The 19103-nt window shown below is 31.4% G+C and carries 17 protein-coding genes; 11 read left to right on the top strand and 6 right to left on the bottom strand.

Annotated features, from left to right (window positions below; all coding sequences use genetic code 11):
- Positions 1-37 precede the first annotated feature (37 nt).
- From MUN68_RS03840 to MUN68_RS03830, 3 genes are all read left to right on the top strand, one after another.
- On the top strand, positions 38-736 hold the full coding sequence (locus MUN68_RS03840) for a peptidylprolyl isomerase (protein ID WP_249995398.1): 699 nt from the start codon (positions 38-40) through the stop codon (positions 734-736).
- A 174-nt stretch (positions 737-910) separates the two neighbouring features.
- The gene (locus MUN68_RS03835) at positions 911-3073 is read left to right on the top strand and encodes a M3 family metallopeptidase (RefSeq protein ID WP_249995397.1); all 2163 of its coding nucleotides are present in this window, start codon (positions 911-913) and stop codon (positions 3071-3073) included.
- Between the two features lie 76 nt (positions 3074-3149).
- Positions 3150-3821 (top strand): hypothetical protein, encoded by a 672-nt coding sequence (locus MUN68_RS03830; protein ID WP_249995396.1) that lies wholly within the window; start codon positions 3150-3152, stop codon positions 3819-3821.
- Between the two features lie 262 nt (positions 3822-4083).
- Here MUN68_RS03830 and MUN68_RS03825 read toward each other — a convergent pair whose 3' ends face one another.
- Positions 4084-4695 carry a trimeric intracellular cation channel family protein gene (locus tag MUN68_RS03825; RefSeq protein ID WP_249995395.1) on the bottom strand — a complete coding sequence of 204 codons (612 nt, stop codon included), beginning with the start codon at positions 4693-4695 and terminating at the stop codon, positions 4084-4086.
- The gene (locus tag MUN68_RS03820) at positions 4695-5477 is read right to left on the bottom strand and encodes an RDD family protein (protein WP_317134788.1); all 783 of its coding nucleotides are present in this window, start codon (positions 5475-5477) and stop codon (positions 4695-4697) included. The genes MUN68_RS03825 and MUN68_RS03820 overlap by 1 nt, the downstream gene beginning before the upstream one ends.
- On the opposite strand from MUN68_RS03820, the gene MUN68_RS03815 reads away from it, so the two are divergent.
- The 6 genes from MUN68_RS03815 to MUN68_RS03790 are packed head-to-tail and all read left to right on the top strand — an operon-like array spanning position 5462 to position 11785.
- Entirely contained in the window at positions 5462-6439 is a 978-nt protein-coding gene (locus tag MUN68_RS03815) for a stage II sporulation protein M (protein WP_249995394.1), read from the top strand. The genes MUN68_RS03820 and MUN68_RS03815 overlap by 16 nt on opposite strands.
- Entirely contained in the window at positions 6426-7367 is a 942-nt protein-coding gene (locus MUN68_RS03810) for a hypothetical protein (RefSeq protein ID WP_249995393.1), read from the top strand. The genes MUN68_RS03815 and MUN68_RS03810 overlap by 14 nt, the downstream gene beginning before the upstream one ends.
- Complete coding sequence (locus MUN68_RS03805) at positions 7360-8121, top strand: DUF4129 domain-containing protein (RefSeq protein WP_249995392.1); 762 nt, start codon at positions 7360-7362, stop codon at positions 8119-8121. The genes MUN68_RS03810 and MUN68_RS03805 overlap by 8 nt, the downstream gene beginning before the upstream one ends.
- The gene (locus MUN68_RS03800) at positions 8118-9314 is read left to right on the top strand and encodes a DUF4350 domain-containing protein (protein WP_249995391.1); all 1197 of its coding nucleotides are present in this window, start codon (positions 8118-8120) and stop codon (positions 9312-9314) included. Before MUN68_RS03805 ends, MUN68_RS03800 begins: the two co-directional genes overlap by 4 nt.
- 3 nt (positions 9315-9317) lie before the next feature.
- Positions 9318-10412 (top strand): AAA family ATPase, encoded by a 1095-nt coding sequence (locus MUN68_RS03795; protein WP_249995390.1) that lies wholly within the window; start codon positions 9318-9320, stop codon positions 10410-10412.
- Positions 10413-10453: 41 nt separating this feature from the next.
- Positions 10454-11785, top strand: coding sequence for a DUF58 domain-containing protein (locus MUN68_RS03790; protein WP_394357640.1), 1332 nt, complete (start codon positions 10454-10456; stop codon positions 11783-11785).
- Positions 11786-11867: 82 nt separating this feature from the next.
- Here the strand turns inward: MUN68_RS03790 and MUN68_RS03785 are convergent, their stop codons facing one another.
- The 3 genes from MUN68_RS03785 to MUN68_RS03775 are packed head-to-tail and all read right to left on the bottom strand — an operon-like array spanning position 11868 to position 15671.
- Entirely contained in the window at positions 11868-14153 is a 2286-nt protein-coding gene (locus tag MUN68_RS03785) for a TonB-dependent receptor domain-containing protein (RefSeq protein ID WP_249995388.1), read from the bottom strand.
- Between the two features lie 20 nt (positions 14154-14173).
- Positions 14174-15100, bottom strand: coding sequence for a FecR family protein (locus MUN68_RS03780; protein WP_249995387.1), 927 nt, complete (start codon positions 15098-15100; stop codon positions 14174-14176).
- 58 nt (positions 15101-15158) lie between these two features.
- Positions 15159-15671, bottom strand: a complete 513-nt coding sequence (locus MUN68_RS03775) for an RNA polymerase sigma factor (protein ID WP_249995386.1) — start codon at positions 15669-15671, stop codon at positions 15159-15161.
- Positions 15672-15802: 131 nt separating this feature from the next.
- Between MUN68_RS03775 and MUN68_RS03770 the strand changes: the two genes are divergently transcribed.
- Positions 15803-17467: a hypothetical protein gene (locus tag MUN68_RS03770; protein ID WP_249995385.1), complete on the top strand. Its 1665-nt coding sequence runs from the start codon at positions 15803-15805 to the stop codon at positions 17465-17467.
- A gap of 74 nt (positions 17468-17541) precedes the next feature.
- Here MUN68_RS03770 and MUN68_RS03765 read toward each other — a convergent pair whose 3' ends face one another.
- Positions 17542-18021 (bottom strand): Dps family protein, encoded by a 480-nt coding sequence (locus MUN68_RS03765; RefSeq protein WP_249995384.1) that lies wholly within the window; start codon positions 18019-18021, stop codon positions 17542-17544.
- 103 nt (positions 18022-18124) lie between these two features.
- Between MUN68_RS03765 and MUN68_RS03760 the strand changes: the two genes are divergently transcribed.
- Positions 18125-19063 carry a LysR substrate-binding domain-containing protein gene (locus MUN68_RS03760; RefSeq protein WP_249995383.1) on the top strand — a complete coding sequence of 313 codons (939 nt, stop codon included), beginning with the start codon at positions 18125-18127 and terminating at the stop codon, positions 19061-19063.
- The last annotated feature ends 40 nt before the right edge of the window (positions 19064-19103 follow it).

The raw sequence follows: 19103 nt of genomic DNA, 5'->3' as shown, positions 1-19103 counted from the left end.
ATCTAATCAGCTTTTTCTATTTTTGAAAAAAAACATAATGAAATACCTATGTATTCTGAGCATCTTCTTTCTATTCATTAGTTGCAAAGAGCAAACCAATGAAATAAAAACAAATACAAACACTTCAGATTCATTAATAGTTACTTCTAAACCAAAAGACACTCTACAAAGAACTCCAGAACGCGAATACCCTCTACTCACCGAAAAAAATGCCATGGAATTCTTTCTTCAGTATGAAAAACTACACAAAGAAACTAAAGTCCGACTAGTTACCGATTTTGGAAACATTGATATTTTGTTGTTTAACGAAACTAAATTCCATCGTGCAAACTTCATTTACTTAACAAAACAAGGCTATTTTACTGATACGCAATTCTATCGTGTAATCGAAAATTATATTGTTCAAGGTGGCAGTACAGACGATAGAGATGTGATGCGAAAACGAAAAAATATTGGCAAGTATTTACTTCCAACAGATACTAAACGTGGCTTCAAACATGATCGTGGTGTGATTTCTATGCCAAGTAGTGATATTGAAAATCCGCATAAATTAGCATCACCTTATGAGTTTTTTATTACACTAAGAGATGTCCATCAATTAGATGGTGATTATACCATCTTCGGAAAAGTAATAAACGGATTAGATGTAGCCGACAAAATTGCTAAAGTAGAAACTGATGATGGCGATTGGCCGTTACAAAATGTATATATAAAACGTGTTGAAATTTTAGAATAGCTGTTGGCTGTTGAAAAAAAATCTAAAATAGATTCGATACTAATCGCAAAACTAAAATTTCACTTCACGCATATCGCCAAAACAAAAAGCCTTAAGTTTTTAACATAACTGCAACATAAATTAAGAGGAATTTTCAATACCTTGAGCCACACTAAAACTAATTCAATTCACACAATGATTTCAAAATCAATTAAAGCTGCTCTCCTATGCAGTATTGTACTTTTTGCTAGTTGCAAAAAAGACGAAAAACAATCCGAAAACACAGAAGAAACAACAACTATGAGTGACAATGTTTTGTTACAAGAATGGACAGGTCCTTATGAAGGCGTACCTGCATTCGACAAAATGAATGTAGCAGATATTAAAGAAGCAGTTGAAAAAGGCATGGAATTAAATCTTGCCGATATTGATGCGATTGCTAACAATACTGAACCTGCAACGTTTGAAAACACGATTGTGGCTATGGAAGCTTCAGGAAAAACCTTAAACGATGTCTTTACATATTATGGCATTTTGAGCAGCAATATGTCGTCTCCTGAGTTTAGAAAAATTCAAGGTGAGTTAGCTCCGAAATTATCTGACTTCAGTTCTAAAATATCTCAGAATTCAAAATTATTCCAACGTATTAAAACGGTTTATGATGCCTCTCAAAAAACACCTTTAGAAGCAGAAGCACAACGTGTTGTAGATTTAACGTATAAGAGTTTCGAAATGAATGGCGCAAATTTAGATGCTGCTAAAAAAGAGCGTTATGCTGCTATTAACAAAGAACTTTCTAGTTTATATAACGATTTTTCTGACCACGTTTTACATGATGAAGAAAACTATGTGACCTATTTAACAAAAGATCAATTGAGCGGTCTTGCTGAAGGGTTTGTAAAATCAGCAGCAAAAATAGCGACTGATAAAGGTCAAGAAGGCAAATACGCTATTACAAACACACGTTCTTCAATGGATCCATTTTTAACGTATTCTACCGAACGTGAATTACGTAAACAAGTGTGGACTAACTATTATTCTCGTGGAGATAATGGAGATGAATATGACAATAACGCCCTAATTGCTCAAATTCTTAAACTGCGTAGAGAACGTGTTGAGCTTTTAGGTTATGACAATTATGCACAATGGCGTTTACAAGATCGCATGGCAAAAACGCCAGAAAATGCTATGGAATTAATGAATGCTGTTTGGCCAGCTGCTATTGGTCGTGTTGCTGAAGAAGTTGCAGATATGCAAACAGTTGCCAATGAAAATGGTGATAATATTACAATCGAACCTTGGGATTACAGATTTTATGCTGAAAAAGTGCGTAAGAAAAAGTACGATTTAGATAGTGATGAAGTCAAACAATATCTTCAATTAGATAAATTAACTCAAGCCTTATTTTATACTGCTGGTGAATTATTCAACTTTGCATTTACACCAGTTGAAGAAGGAAAAGTTCCTGTATTTCATGAAGATGTAAAGGTTTGGGAAGTGACAGATAAAGATTCAGGGAAACATATTGGTTTATGGTATTTAGATCCTTATGCAAGAGAAGGAAAACGTTCTGGAGCTTGGGCTACAACTTACAGAAGCTTTACCTCTTTTGAAGGTGAAACTAATGTGCTAGCCTCTAACAATTCAAATTTTGTGAAGCCTGCTCCTGGTGAAGCTGTATTAGTATCTTGGGATGATGCTACTACGTTTTTCCATGAATTCGGACATGCGTTACACTTCTTCTCTGCTAATGTCAAATACCCAACTTTAAATGGAGGTGTTAGAGATTATACTGAATTTCAATCGCAATTATTAGAGCGCTGGTTATCAACTGATGAAGTCATTAATCAGTTTTTAGTCCACAACAAAACAGGTGAACCAATTCCAGCGTCGTTGGTTGCTAAGATCAAAAAAGCATCAACATTCAACCAAGGTTTTGGAACTACTGAATATTTAGCATCTGCATTAATGGATATGAAATTACATTTAGCAGATCCCACAAATATAGATATAGACAAATTTGAGCGTGAGGCGTTAGCAGAACTTAATATGCCTAAAGAATTACCAATGCGTCACAGAACACCACACTTTGGTCACGTATTTTCAGGTGAAGGTTATGCAACAGCTTACTATGGTTATATGTGGGCAGATGTGTTGACTGCTGATGCTTCTGAAGCATTTGCTGAAGCTCCTGGAGGGTTTTACGATAAAGATCTAGCAGCAAAATTAGTGAAGTATTTATTTGCGCCTAGAAATGCTATGGATCCAGCGGAAGCATATCGTTTGTTTAGAGGTCGTGATGCTAAGATTGAAGCTTTAATGCGAGATCGAGGATTTCCTGTACCTACTACAAAGTAAATAGATTCATATTTTAAAATAAATCCTATTATCTTTAGTAAAATAAAGGTAGTAGGATTTTTATTTTCAACAGCTTATGAAATTATCTCTTTTTTTATGTTTTTTATGTGCGATAACAACAAGTTATTCTCAAGGTCAAAATAAGTTAACAAGTTTAGACAGTTTATTTTATCCTAATTACCCAGATGGCATATATGAAACTAAAGCTGACTTTTTAAGCAAGACTCCAAGTAACAATGAAGCTATTAATGCATTAGAACTTGTGAATTTAAAACGAATTCATAAAGACTCACTTCCGCATAATTGCTTTTTCTTTTACGATAAATCAAGAAGTAAGATTAGAAATGTGTTTGCTATTGTTCACAATGGACAAACATTTTTTCAAATCAAAACCATATTAAAACACAGAAATAAAAATGATCGTGCTCAACAAAACAGTAAAAGTCATTCGTTTGTGAGAGTTATTTTTGGTGGTAACAATTATCTCTACACTGAAGTCAATTTTAGAAATAAATGGAAAGTAAACCCTGTATTAAATACAGGTATGGTTGGAGGTCTTATTTATTCGAATAAAACCTATGGTAAGGGTGTCGTATGGGACTTTAAAAATGACGAATTCAATATCTTTAAATCCTGTAAAGATTATAATAACTTTATAGTTGATAAGCTTCCAGAAATGGTTCAAGAATGTAAATCAGATGAACCTAACAATTTTAAGGTTAGAGAAGCAATTCAAATCATAAAATAGTAAAACATCTGCTTATACGTATTCTAATCAACCAACTATTATAGAAAATAAAGTCATCAGAATTACAGTTCCTTGTTTTCAATTTTTTACATGTTTGTATATGGTATCGGCATTACTTTCTGAATTGAGAGAGTTTCCAAATTTCAACTCTGAAATTCAAAATCTTACTATTTGTAGGTTTGTTTTATTTCTTAACGACTATTTTAGTATCCGAAATTATTATCTATAAACATGTTATTTTTCTAACCAAACGGTAACATTTTTAAGGTTTATCTTTATACAAACTAGGTAAGCTAATTCTAAACTTTACGGCTAATAATCGCACTACAATTACAATAATACCAGCTATAACAAATACGAAATTGGTGTCTGACATAAACTCACGTAGTAAAAAATAAGTTAAACCACCTAAAATACAGGCTGTAGCATAAATTTCTTTTCTGAATATCACAGGAATTTCATTACACAAAATATCTCGAATAACACCACCAAAACATGCTGTCATGGTTCCTAATGAAATACAGATTATAGGATGCAAATCGGCAACAATTCCTTTTTCAATTCCAACAACAGTATACAAACCAATACCGATTGTGTCAAACAAAAACAATGATTTTCGTAAATAATTCAACTTATTTCTAAACAAAACCGCAAATACAGTTGCTCCAAAAATCACATAAACATAAGTCATATTTGTCATCCATGACACTGGCTGAATTCCAATTAAAACATCTCGCAACGAGCCTCCTCCTACTGCTGTTACAAATGCAATAATAAGCACACCAAATGGGTCCATTTTTTTATTAAGTGCAATGAGTACACCAGAAATAGCAAATGCTATAGTTCCTAAAATATCTAAAATTTGAAAAAACATTACATGCCTTGTGTATAATAATTATAATCTTTGAGGATGACATCAATAAACTGCATATCGCTTTCATTATAGTTTTTAAGTTCAATAACTTCAACAATTTTCTTTCTAAGTTTCACAAGTGTTTCGTAGTCTCTTGAAGCTTTAGCTCTGATATAAGTTTCCTTAATAATTCGAGCATCATTGTCTGACAAATTTATAACACTAGGATATGTTGGAATATAATCATCATCTAATTCTTCAAGAATAGTATGACTTATATTGACATTATTCTTTAAAGTAATAACTGAAGTACCAGCAGTCATGTCTCCTAATCGCTGACTTTTTTTACTTGTAACAATCGCTATTAAAGCAACAATTCCAGACATCATATTTAAATCTACTATTCTAAAAAACCAACGCACTAAATAATCGGCTAAAGCTGCTTGATAACCATCAATCTTTACGACTTTTATTTTCATAATTCGCTTCCCAATCGTTTGTCCATCGAGAAGGGTTTCAAAAAGCAAAGAATAAAATACAACAGGCAAATAAAAGGATACATAAATGGCAATTTGAGACCAGTGATCCATATCCTCAACAAGCGCTTCTATTTCAAGTAAATTAAATACAATTTGATAGGTAACAACAATATAAGCGATCTTAATTATCCAATCAATTATAAACGCTAAAATACGTTCACCTACGCTTGCTGCGATGAAATTTATATTAACGTTTTGTGTGGTATTTATTTGTAACTCTACCATTAATTGCTTTAATTTGAATGCATATGAGAGAAGTCGCATTTATTAAACAAAATAAAGAAAAATGGCTCAATTTCGAAAAGGCTATTTTTGGAAAAAACCTTAAAAATCCTGATGAACTTGCATCACTTTATATTCAGTTAGTAAATGATTTATCTTACGCTCAAACTTACTATCCCAAAAGTAAAACAATTCTTTACTTAAACAACCTCGCTGCTAAAGCTTTTCAAAAAATTTACAAAACGAAACGAGAAGATACGAATCGATTTGTCTATTTCTGGAAAGTTGAAGTGCCACTTATTGTATATGAATACAGACGATATATAGGCTATGCATTTGCCATATTTTTAAGTTTTGTTGCCATTGGAGCCTTATCTGCAGCCTATGATGATTCTTTTGTAAGACTTATACTTGGAGATGAATATGTGAATATGAGTCTAGAAAACATTGAAGCTGGAGATCCCGTTGCTGTTTATAAAAGCGGGAGTAATTGGGGAAGTTTCATTGGCATTACACTCAATAATTTATACGTTGGTATCACGTCATTTATTTGGGGTGTTTTTGGTGGTTTAGGCACTGCTTACATTATGCTGAAAAACGGAATTATGGTTGGTGCATTTCAGTATTTCTTTCAGAAACAAGGTGTGCTTTGGGAAAGCGTTAGAGGCATTTGGATTCACGGCTCTATGGAAATTTTTGCCATAGTAATTGAAGGTGCAGCTGGATTAATTTTAGGTGCTAGTATTTTGTTTCCAAAAACATATTCTAGAATGGTATCTTTTAAAATGGGTGTAAAAAATGGAGTAAAAATTTTAATTAGCACTTTTCCTTTTACTATTGCTGCAGGTTTTTTAGAAGGCTATGTGACAAGATATTCTAACATCATGCCTAATTGGTTATCTGTTGGTATCATTTTAATAACCTTGAGTTTGATTTCATATTACTATTTAATTTACCCGTTCATGCTTAACCATAAAATCAAAAAAGAAAATGCAATTATATAAGTCCAGAGATTTTGGATCTTTTTTTCAGGATACATTTGCGTTTTTAAAACAGAACGGTAAACATTTGTACAAAAACTTTTTTATCATAAATGGAATTTTCCTATTAATCTTAATGGTTATGGGTTATTTCTTTAGTAAGTTTTATGTTGATGTTATTTTTGGAGGTGTTATTAATGGGAATCCAAATGCAATTGATGACTATATGAATGAAAATGCAGGCGTTTTTATTTTACTTCTACTCGTATTTATTGCTGTTGGATTAATTGCTGGATTAATATCTTATTCTTTTGTACCAATTTATCTAAAATTGTATACCAAAAACAATGGCATATCTTTTAATACGACTGATATCATTAAAGAATACAAAGCCAATTTGGCTAAGATTTTCACCTTCTTGATTTGTGGCATTTTAATCGCAATTCCTTTGAGTATCATTTCTGGATTGATGATGTTTATACTTGCAATCACTCTTATTGGAATTCTTTTATTGCCATTAGTTTTAGGTGCTTTAAGCTTATTATATCAAGGTTCGTTAATGGAGTACTTTGAAAACAAAAAAAGTATTTGGGATAGTTTTGGATACTCTTGGAAACTTATACGTTCTAAGTTTTGGCCAGCTGTTGGTTGCGTTGGGATCTTTTATTTTATGAGTTACATTGCTCAAAATGTAGTAGCCATGATACCATATGTGTTTTTTATCATAGATATGGTAGCTGAAATGCAACCCAATGGAAGTCCTGATCCACAACAACTTGAAAAATCGATGACCATTATGATGGTTGCCATTTTCCTTCTCACCTTTTTAGTCAGTAGCGTTTTGAATGTTATTGTACAAATTAATCAAGGTGTGGTTTTCTACAGTCTTAAAGAAGATAATGAAAATATAAACACCAAAAGTGATATTGACTTAATAGGTTCTAGTGAATAAATTTAAATTTCTATATATCACCCTTTTTCTCTTCGGAATGTCTTTCAACTCCAACGCTGTTAATATGGCTACTATTGAAATGACTACACTAACACTTCAAGATTCAATTTATACAGATACTGAGGCTAGAGACAAACGAGCGTATGAAAATCTTAAAGAAAAATACAGTGGTGACGAATTTATTTACGAACGCTCCATAGAAAACTCTGGTTGGTGGTCTCGTTTCAAACAATGGTTATCTGATGTTTTTAAAGACTTATTTAGCCTTAATTCAGATGCAAAAGCGTCTAATGTTACAGATATCGTACTGAAGATTTTTTATATAGTCATCTTTTTATTAGTTGTCTACTTTATTGTTAAAGCTATTATTAACAAAGAAGGAAAGTGGGTATTTGGCAGATCGTCTGATAAAAGTATTATTCCAATTACTGATATTGAAAACAATATTTATGAAACCGATTTTAAAGCTTTAATCACCACTGCTGAAAGTGAAAATAATTACCGATTAGCCATCAGATATTATTACTTATGGTTACTAAAAACATTATCAAAAGCAGAAATTATAGATTATGATGTAGAAAAAACCAATAGTGACTATTATTATGAAATCGAACATGACGTCACAAAAGAAGAGTTTTCATATACATCGTATCTCTACAACTATATTTGGTATGGTGAATTTGATATTGACGAACCGCAATTCAATAAAGCCAAAAATGCATTTACTCAATTTTTAAATTCAATTAAAGAATGAGTAGAACGCTAAAAATATACGTTGGGATTTTGGTACTGCTATTCGTTGGTATTATTGCTATAGAATTCTCTACTCCTCCTCCAATTAACTGGACAAAAACATATAATGAAACGCATAAAATTCCGTACGGAACGTTTGTGTTTTATGAAGAATTAGGAACCTTATTTCCTGAGAGCAAAGTACAAGACGTTAAAAATACGCCATATGAGTATTTTGATGACTACTACAGTTGGGAAGACAGCTCTTATCTCACAACCGGAACCTATATAGTTATTGATGATTTTGTCAATATTGATAATACTTCAGCACAAGAATTACTCGACTTTGCTTCTGCGGGAAATGATATCTTTCTTTCTAGTAATTATTTTCCTGACAGACTTAAAGACACATTAGGTTTCAACACTCAAAACGATTTCACATTTAAAGGTAAAGGAGAATTATCTTTAACAAGTCCTTCATTTGAAAACGACTCCATTACAATAAACAAAGGCTTAAGTAATATTTATTTTTCAAAAATAGATACACTTTACACAACTGTTTTAGGATATCAAAAATTTGCAGATTCTGCATATGTGAATTTCATTAAAACATCTTGGGGAGACGGCTATTTTTACATCCATTTACAACCTATTGCATTTACAAATTATCACCTTCTAAAAAAAGACAATAAAAAATACGCTTCAAGCATCATGTCTTATCTTAGTGATGACACCATATATTTTGATTCAAGAAATAAGCTTGGTAAAGAATTAGGGGCATCGCCTTTGCGATTTATACATAGCCAACCTGCATTACGATGGGCTTGGTATTTGGCATTAATTACAACAATAGTCTTTATGATATTTAATGCCAAACGAAAACAACGCATCGTAATGGTTATAAATCCTCTAAAAAACACAACCGTAGATTTCACAAAAACCATTGGAAATTTATATTACGAAACGAAAGATCACGATAATCTAATTGAGAAAAAAATAACGTATTTTTTAGAATTCATACGACGTGTTTATTATTTAGATACTCAAATTTTAGATGAAAAATTCGTAAAAAATCTATCTTTAAAATCTGGAAAAGACCAATCAAAAGTTAAGAAACTAGTAAACCAAATCGCACATTTAAAAGCTAAAACGCCTTGTAATGAAGGTGATTTATTACGATTAAACAAAGCAATTGAAGATTTTTATACCACATAAATTATGGAACACATAGACGACAACCAAAACGAAAATTTAACACCAAAAAGTGAACAGCAAGATGCAACACTTACTCCTGAGAATCTAGCTAATGAAGCTTCAGAAACTATTGAAAATGCAGAAAGCGATATCAATTTCAAAAATCGTATCGATTTATCTGAACTTCAAAAAGGCATTTCATTAATAAAAGGAGAAATTAGCAAAGTTATTGTTGGTCAAAAGGAAATGATAGATATGCTTATAGCTTCTATTCTTGCCAATGGCCATTCACTTATTGAAGGTGTTCCTGGTGTGGCAAAAACCATTTCTGCAAAACTACTAGCAAAGTCTTTAGACATTGGGTTTAGTAGAATTCAATTCACACCAGATTTAATGCCAAGTGATATTTTGGGTACGTCTGTTTTCAATATGAAAAATTCAGAATTTGAATTTAAAGAAGGTCCGATTTTTTCTAATATGATTCTTATTGATGAAATAAATAGAGCGCCTGCAAAAACACAAGCTGCTTTATTTGAGGTCATGGAAGAACGACAAATCACCATCGACGGACAAAAATTTAAAATGGAATTACCATTCATAGTTTTAGCAACGCAAAACCCAGTTGAACAAGAAGGAACATACCGTTTACCAGAAGCGCAATTAGACCGTTTTTTATTCAAAATAGATATCGATTATCCTAATGTAGATGAAGAAATTGAAATCTTAAATAGAGAGCAAAATTTACAAGGTGGTGAAAAAACAGATCAGATAACAGCACATTTGAGTAAAGCACAAATCAATAAATTTCAAGGTCTCGTAGATCAAATTATTATTGAATCTCACCTAATTAAATATATAGCTGATATGATTGTTAGCACTCGTAACAATCCGTTTTTATATTTAGGAGCTTCACCGAGAGCATCTATAGCAATATTGAAGGCAAGTAAAGCTTTTGCAGCGATGAGTGGACGTGATTTTGTAACTCCTGAAGATATTAAAAGAGCAACAATTCCTGTATTGCAACATCGTGTCATTGTAACACCAGAACGTGAAATGGAAGGTGTGACAACAAAACAAATTATCAGACAAATTATTGAAGCGGTAGAAATACCAAGATAAGCATTTAGCAAAGATTACATATCTAACTTTTACCAAAAATGTTGAAACGAATTAAACCTTTTTACTTACAGAATAGATTCTTTTATGCTTGCATTGTCATAATGGTTCTATTTGTGTTAAGTTTTATTTTTCCTAGAGGTTTTGCAATCGTCAAATTAGTATTGCTATTATTAATTACTCTTACTGTTCTTGATACCATTCTATTATTTGCAGCTAAAAATGGCGTAAAAGGAAATCGGATTTTCCCTGAAAAATTTTCAAATGGAGATGAAAACCCAATACGTATAAGTCTTAACAATCACTATACGTTTACTGTCTTTGTGAATATTATTGACGAGATTCCTGAGCAATTTCAAGTAAGAGACTTTAGCATTCATCGTAAACTGGAAGCGTCTAGTGCTTCAGAAATTGAATACAAGCTAAGACCTGTTGAACGAGGCGAATACCATTTTGGAAAATTAAATATCTATGTCACATCTGTTTTTGGTTTAATTGCACGTCGCTTTACGTATGATGATAACGCGATGGTACCAACCTACCCAAGTTTTATGCAATTGCGTAAATACGATTTAATTGCCATCAGTAATAATCTTCATCAATATGGTATTAAAAAAATACGTAAGATTGGTCATACCATGGAGTTTGAACAAATAAAAGACTATGTTTTAGGTGATGATTTGAGAACCATAAACTGGAAAGCTACTGCTAAGCGAAGTGAATTAATGGTTAATCAGTTTCAAGATGAAAAATCACAACCAATTTATTCTATCATCGATAAAGGTCGTGTGATGAAAATGCCTTTTGAAGGCTTAACGTTATTAGATTATGCCATTAATGCTGCTTTAGTAATTTCCAATGTGGCATTAAAAAAACAGGATAAAGCAGGTATTTTAGCCTTCTCAAAAAAGGTTGAAAACATTGTTGTTGCTGAAAAGCGAACCTCTCAAATGAACCTCATTCTGGAAACGCTTTACAATGTAAGCACCGATTTTTTTGAATCTGATTACAGCCGATTATATGCTGATACAAAACGAAATATTAACCATCGAAGCTTGATGCTTTTATACACTAACTTTGAAACTTTAGATAGCTTACATCGACAATTACCATATTTAAAAGGAATTGCAAAAAATCATTTATTGGTCGTTATTTTCTTTAAAAACACCGAACTCAATCAACTTATTACTGAACCTGCAGAAACAGTTCAACAAGCATATGACAAAGTGATTGCTGAAAAATTTGCTTTCGAAAAACGACTGATTGTCAATGAGCTTCAAAAATATGGGATTCAATCGATATTAACATCGCCTCAAGACTTAACAATTGACACAATTAATAAGTATTTAGAAATCAAAGCAAGAGGATTGTTGTAATTAGAATCAAATAAAAGATGTGAAAACGGTTGCATTAGGCACAATCGAAATGTCATAAGGCTACTATTAAATGATTTTTATTTCACCAATACACTCTAAACAAGACATTTGGAGTAAATCCTAGAGAAAATTTATCAATGACCTGTATCTCATTATTAAAGTCATTATTCCCTATATATTCTTTACTTATTAAATTATTTCTGTTGTAAACATTCCGAATTGAAAATCCAACTTTTCCTTTCAACTTACTAGCTTCAGAAAAATTAAAAGCATAGGTAGAAGAAAAGTCTAAGCGATGATAATCTGGTAATCGTTTGGTATTAATTCCTTGATTAAATTCTAATCCATTGGTTCCTAAATGAGATCCAGTAAAAGGTTTTCCTGTTTGCCATCTCCAACCTAAAGCGATTTGTAGTTTTGAAATTTTATAACTCAATGATGTCGACACCGAATGAATCACATTAGACCTTGATTCAAAGGCTTTATCATTATTCAAGTTTCGATACTTGCTTTCAGAATTATTAAACGAATAACTCACCCAAGAATTAAAGCCGTTAAATCGTTTTCTCAAGAAAAGATCAATTCCATAAATTGTTTGCTCACCAAGGTTAAACTGACTATTCTCAGGATTCAAAAACCCAAACGATAAGGCCATGATGTTATCAAGTGTTTTGTAATAATTATCGATATCAAAAGTCCAACCATTATTCGTAAATATAAATCCTAACGACACTTGTTTGCTATTAATAATTGGAAAATTATTCCCATTTGCCAATCGCCAAAGTCGGTTTTCTAAAGACAAATCACTTATGATTGTTTCATCAATCTCACTAATGATTTGGTTCTTGATTTCTCCAGACATTTGAAGTTTTACATTCTTAAACAAACTTTTATAAATTAATAATCGAGGTTCAAATCTGTAAGCCTCCAACTCATCAAAATATGTAATTCTTCCGCCTAAAGACACATCGAAGAACTTAGGATTTTTATATTCATAATTAGCATACAAATTATGAGCTTGCACTTTAGATTCATCTTGATCTAAAATAAATTCAAGATTAGATGAGTTTTTAAATGCATAACCAACATCTTTCAGAACATATTGATATCCAAAAGTCACGGAATTATTATTATTAATTTTCTGCTGTAATTCTGTTGAAATACCTGAATCATAAATCAAATTTCGCTTTTCAAAATCAGATATTTGCTGATTATCTAGAGTTGTTATGTAATTATAATTAAGTTCATAATCTGATAAATATGCAGACACTTGTTGCGTCAAATTAGCATTCCATTGCTTGTTCCAACCAAAACTATAGCCTTTGTTTTTAATAGACATGCGATCATTAAACATTTCATTTCTGTTAGAATGATTTACCGTATAATCGAGCTGGTTATCGATAGAAATTAAACTAACAAACAAGGTATTATTAGCATTGGGCTTAAAGTTGAGTTTGATATTAAAATCTAAAAAACTAAAATTATTATTGGGATTATCACCATTTTCAATTTTAGTGCTTTCAAACACTTTCTCAGCCAATCTATCGAAAGTTACAGATTGATATATATTAGTATAACTTGATCTTACAGACGCTTGAACACTTAGTTTATTCTTTATTAATGGTGCATCAAAATTAGCATCTGCATTAATACCATTAAATCCGATTTGAGCTTTAAGTTCATCTTCAATTTTAGAGTTGGTAGTCATTGAAATCACACTTGATGCACGTTCTCCATATCTTGGATGTGAGCCTTTATTAATAAAAGTAACTGTCTTAGTTGCATTTGGATTAAACGGTGAAATCATTCCGAAAAGATGTCCTTTATGATATATATTTATACCATCCCAAATAATTCGATTTTGGTCTATTTTCCCTCCTCTAACTAAAAAACCAGAGGCTGTTTCGTTTGGACTAACAACTCCTGGTAATAATTGAATGCTCTCTAAAACGTCTGGTTCGGTAAGTCCAGGCAAAATACCAAGGCTTCTTGGGTTTATTTTATAAGTCCCATCTTTCCGTTTAGAAATCCCTTTAGTTAGAAAACTATTTATTACAACCTTTTCTAACTCTTGAATATCAGTTTCAGCGTTATTATTATTATTATTATTGATTATAATGTATCTGTCATTTATAATTTCAAATTTGAGGTTGGTTAGAATTTCTATTTCTGAAAGCACTTGATGTAATGAGCGTTTCTCTTTATTTAAGGATATTGTTTTATCAGCAAGAAGGTTATCATAATAAGAAAATCTCACATTGTAAACGTCTTCAATGGTTTCAAATGCACTTTGTAACGTTTCAGAATTGAAACTAATATAAAATTTAGCCTCTTCTTGCGAAAAGGCTAAATGTGGTAGTATTACCAAAAAGCAAATAATCAATTTTTTCACCTTATACTCAAATAAATGTTTCCTTTTTCTTTTTCAAAATATTGTATTTGTAAAGACTTGAACACAGTTTTTAATGCTGTATTCAAATTTTCATGAGTAAAACTACCTGTATATATGATACTATTATCAATAGCATCTGAATTAATTTCAATATTATATTGTGATTCTAAAGCAGAAATCACATACTTTAAAGGCACGCTTTTAAAGCTGCTTTCGCCATTGATCCAACTCGGATTAACAATCGAAATGTCCCATTTTTCTATGTCATCACCATTAATACGTCTCACAGTATTTGTAGGCAATAAAATGTAGTTTTCATTTTTAGTTTGCACACTTACTTTACCTTCAAAGCAAACGACTTCAAGCAAGTCACTAACAGAGTTTACATTAAATTGTGTTCCTAAAACCTGAACGTTGCCATTATCAGTTTCTACAGTAAACGTGCTTCCTTTTTTAACTTTAAAATAAGCTTCACCTTTAAGGTTTAATGTTCTATTATTCTCCCAGTTATCTTCATCGTAAGTCAAGGTAGATTTGGAGTTTATTATGACTTCAGAACCATCTAATAAAGCAATCGTTTTTTGTTCACCAAAATGGGTTTCAATAGTTACAATATCATTTCCTAAGATTGAAAACAATCCAAAAAACAACACAACAGAAGCAGCAATACCAATGAGCCAAACTTTACTATTTAAGTTTCGAACTTTTCCATTTTTATTAGCAATTTGTTCTTGAATTTTAGCAAACGAAGCTTCTGTAGACCCTTCCAAATCATCAAAGGTTTCAAGACCTTTTCTAATTTTTATAAACGACTTGTAATCGGCTTCAGAAACCAACCCTTTCAGCTCATCATCAGAGAGTTTCCCTTCTAACCATTGAGCTAAAAATGTATCGTTTGCGTTATGTAAATCTATATTTTTCATTGCTTAACTACTATTATGACAACTATGTTGAATAAAACCCTACTTTATTTTTATATTTTTAAACATTCCCTATTTGTTCTCTCAAAACTAATAAGGCAGAATGCATTCGTTTTTCTACTGCTTTTACTGAAATATCTAGTTGTTCTGCAATCTCTCTATATTTCTTTTTTTCAATTCTATTGAGTAAAAATACTTCTCTCTGTTTTTCTGGAAGCGAATCAATAGTTCTCTGTAGTTTGTCCATAAACTCTTTCTCTAACATAATAAACTCTGGAGATTCATTATTATGATGACTAGAAATACTCGATTTATGTTTTCGCACCACTTTTTCGTGCTTTATCGTATTTAAAAAGGCATTAGTTGCTACAGTATACAGATAGCTTTTTGCTTTTTCATAACTCACTTTACTACAATTATCCCATAGTTTTATAAAAGTATCTTGTAAAAGATCTTCAGCCTTATCAATATCTTGAGTTTTAAAAAAAATAAAACGTCTAATCTCTTTTGCATGTGCCTTGTATAGCGCTTCAAAAGTTTTAGAATGACAAATATTATGTTGATCTTTAGGCATTAGCTAATTTGAAAGTAGAGGCTTCAAAACTAACTAAAAAAAATTTAGAGGAAAAGTAGGGTATTTTTTTTTCTAGTTGTCTTAGTTATGATTAATCGCTAGAAAAACACATTAACTTTAAAATTACTATGATGAAAAATTTAAAATTATTTCTTTTAAGTTTTGCTCTTATTGCAGGTCTTTTCACCTCTTGTTCTAACAATGATTCTGTTGTAAATGAACAAAATATAGACGAAACTGAAGCTATTACACAATCTTTAAACAGACTAGCAGAACAATTTAATGACGAAGGCTATGTTATTGCATCTGAGAACCCTTCAGGAAACATTGTATTCGATTTTTGCTTTGATTTTGTATACCCTTTAAACTTAGCTTATAACAATGGAACCACAGTTGGTGTTTCTAGTTTAGATGATCTAATTACGATTCTTATCAATTCTACTGATGATTTATACATTAGTGGTGTTGAATTCCCTTTTAATGTTGAAACCTATAACGACAGCACAGGAGCTATAGAAATTGTAACAATTAATAATGAAAATGAATTCTTTGATGTATTAGAAAATTGTGACTTTGATGGAATTGATACTTGTGATTGTGATGATGTTGCAGATCCTGTATGTGTTGAAGTTCTAGATCCAAATGGCAACAGTTTTATTATAACCTATCCTAATGAATGTCTTGCATTATGTGATGGATTTACACCTAATGATTTTGCTGAAAACTGTGAAGACGATTACAACTGTCCTGGTGGAAATGAATGTTTTGATTTTAATTTCCCAATAACAATTATCACTGATGACAATCAAACGGTTACAGTAAACTCTCAAGAAGAATTAGATAGCGCATTATATAACGCATACTACTTTGATTTTGTATATCCATTTGAAGTTACTACAGAAGAAGGGAACCTAATAGTTCTAGAAAACGAAGAAGCATTTATATCTCTATTAGAAGAGTGTTATAATATTAATGATTGTCCTTGTCCAACAAATGTAAACCCTGTTTGTGTTGAAATTGAAACACCAAGTGGAGATATTGAAATTATAAGCTTTTTAAATGCTTGTGAAGCAGAATGTGCAGGATTCACAGATGCAGATTTTGTTGATTGTGAAACGCAACAAGAGATTTGTAATGAACAAGAGATTATTCAAAACTTAATAGAATGTACTTGGTTTGGTAATGTAAGTTTAATGAATAGTATTGTTGGTTATGATTTTAATATTGATGGAACAGTAACTCTTATAGGCACAGCAGAACCTGCTAATGGCACTTGGAGTGTTGTTAGAAATGAGCAAAATGGAGAAGTTTATATGTACCTTGACTTACCAGAACCATATAATGTAATATCAAATTTAGATTGGACTGTGATTACATGTGAAGAGGACATGATACGTTTAGAATCTGGTGACGAATCCATTATTTTTGATCGAGATTGTAATGTAAATAATCCAAATGAATGTAGTGAACAAGAACTATATGCTTATTTATTACAATGTAATTGGTATTTTACAACTAGCCTATACAATAATGTGAATGCTGAACTTGCACAATTTTTCCAAAGTGGTATCGTAGAAATTACTAGTCAAGGCACTAACCAAACTATTGATGGTGATTGGTGGCTAACATCTAATCCTTCACAAGGTTTATTGTTTATGTCCTTTAATATTCCAAGCTCACCTTACGAGATATTTTCTCAATATGATTGGTTCGTAACTCAATGTAGTGAAGAATTTATATTACTAGAATCTGGTAATGGCAATGAATTCATTCAACTAGAACGTAATTGCAACTAATAAAACAAAATTGATTCAATACAAAAAGCCCTTCAGGAGTTACTCTGAAGGGCTTTTATTTTTATGCTTTAAAATTATACACTTTCACCTAACCAAGCTTTCATCATCCAAACTGTTTTTTCTTGTTCGGTTATAAAATCACTCATCATAGAAGCTGTTCCTTCATCACTTGCGTCACCAGAAATCTCCAAAATCTGACGCTCAAATTTTAATAGTTCAGATAAAGAAGCAACAATTAATTGAACTGCTTTTTCATCTTCTGAAATATTCTTACCAACTGGTACTTGGGCTGCTTTTGAATAGTCTTCAAATGTATGCAAAGGTGTTTCTCCTAATGTCAAAATACGTTCTGCAATTTCGTCTACTTTAATATTTGCATCTGTATATAACTCTTCAAATTTAACATGCAAATCAAAAAAGCGTTTACCCTTTATGTTCCAATGTATACCTCTCAAGTTTTGATAATAAATTTGAAAATTGGCTAGCAAGTGATTTAAATCTCCTGCGATTGATTTCGTTTTTTTTGTATCTAATCCTATACTATTTAACGTCATATCAGTATTGTTTTTGTTTATACAAATTTAAAATGAAATCCGTTTTATTAATCATAGTTTTAATCAATAGTTTTTATATCTTTATAGCCTAAATGAATACACCATGACAATTACACAATTGAACTATGTTCTAGCCATTGCTGAACATAAAAACTTTACCAAAGCTGCAGAGAAATGCTTTGTCACACAACCGACTTTAAGCACACAAATACAAAAATTAGAAGACGAACTAGATATTTTAATTTTTGATAGAAGTAAAAAACCAATTGAACTTACAGATGTTGGAAGAAAAATTGTACATCAGGCTAAAAATATTGTTGACGAGTCTGAACGAATTCAAGATATTGTAGACCAACAAAAAGGATTTATTGGTGGTGAGTTTAGACTAGGTATTATTCCAACAGTAATGCCAACATTATTGCCTATGTTTTTAAAAGCATTCATCAAAAAATATCCTAAGGTGAAGCTTAAAATTGAAGAACTCACTACAGAAGAAATCATAACCAGAATTAATGATGGACATTTAGATGCTGCAATAGCTGCTACTCCTTTAGTTTTAGAAAGCATTAAAGAACGCGTTTTATATTACGAACCTTTTGTAGGCTACATACCTAATGATCATCGTTTAAAGGATAAAAAAAAGATAGATGTATCAGATTTAGACATCAATGATATGCTTCTATTAGAAGATGGTCATTGCTTTAGAGATGGTGTTATCAATTTATGTAAAGCGTTTAAAACACATCAAGATGACCAATTTCAATTAGAAAGTGGCAGTATAGAAACTTTGATAAAATTATCAAATGAAGGATTAGGAATGACGCTACTTCCTTATCTAAATACTATGGACTTAAATGAAAAGATGTCAAAACAACTTCATCATTTTAACGAACCTACTCCAGCCAGAGAGGTCAGTATCATTTATCATAAAAATGAGCTTAAAATGCAGATTATTGATGCTTTACACGATGTCATTTCAGGTATTATAAGAGGAGCAATAGCATTTCATAATGTAGAAATCATAAGTCCTTTATCAAAATAAAGGACAACTAATAAAATGAAAAAAGCGACTCGTAAGTCGC

The sequence above is a fragment of the Psychroserpens ponticola genome, assembly GCF_023556315.2.
In the GTDB taxonomy this organism is placed as follows: Bacteria; Bacteroidota; Bacteroidia; order Flavobacteriales; family Flavobacteriaceae; genus Psychroserpens; species Psychroserpens ponticola.
The sequence above is the reverse complement of the archived record's forward strand: the minus strand, read 5'-3'. Positions and strand labels throughout refer to the sequence as shown.

Coding starts and splice junctions, on each gene's coding strand:
- MUN68_RS03800 (WP_249995391.1), top strand. CDS start 8,118: ATGAGTAGAACGCTAAAAATATACGTTGGGATTTTGGTACTGCTATTC.
- MUN68_RS03815 (WP_249995394.1), top strand. CDS start 5,462: ATGAGAGAAGTCGCATTTATTAAACAAAATAAAGAAAAATGGCTCAAT.
- MUN68_RS03780 (WP_249995387.1), bottom strand. CDS start 15,100: ATGAAAAATATAGATTTACATAACGCAAACGATACATTTTTAGCTCAA.
- MUN68_RS03810 (WP_249995393.1), top strand. CDS start 6,426: ATGCAATTATATAAGTCCAGAGATTTTGGATCTTTTTTTCAGGATACA.
- MUN68_RS03795 (WP_249995390.1), top strand. CDS start 9,318: ATGGAACACATAGACGACAACCAAAACGAAAATTTAACACCAAAAAGT.
- MUN68_RS03830 (WP_249995396.1), top strand. CDS start 3,150: ATGAAATTATCTCTTTTTTTATGTTTTTTATGTGCGATAACAACAAGT.
- MUN68_RS03770 (WP_249995385.1), top strand. CDS start 15,803: ATGAAAAATTTAAAATTATTTCTTTTAAGTTTTGCTCTTATTGCAGGT.
- MUN68_RS03825 (WP_249995395.1), bottom strand. CDS start 4,695: ATGTTTTTTCAAATTTTAGATATTTTAGGAACTATAGCATTTGCTATT.
- MUN68_RS03775 (WP_249995386.1), bottom strand. CDS start 15,671: ATGCCTAAAGATCAACATAATATTTGTCATTCTAAAACTTTTGAAGCG.
- MUN68_RS03835 (WP_249995397.1), top strand. CDS start 911: ATGATTTCAAAATCAATTAAAGCTGCTCTCCTATGCAGTATTGTACTT.
- MUN68_RS03765 (WP_249995384.1), bottom strand. CDS start 18,021: ATGACGTTAAATAGTATAGGATTAGATACAAAAAAAACGAAATCAATC.
- MUN68_RS03840 (WP_249995398.1), top strand. CDS start 38: ATGAAATACCTATGTATTCTGAGCATCTTCTTTCTATTCATTAGTTGC.
- MUN68_RS03820 (WP_317134788.1), bottom strand. CDS start 5,477: ATGCGACTTCTCTCATATGCATTCAAATTAAAGCAATTAATGGTAGAG.
- MUN68_RS03760 (WP_249995383.1), top strand. CDS start 18,125: ATGACAATTACACAATTGAACTATGTTCTAGCCATTGCTGAACATAAA.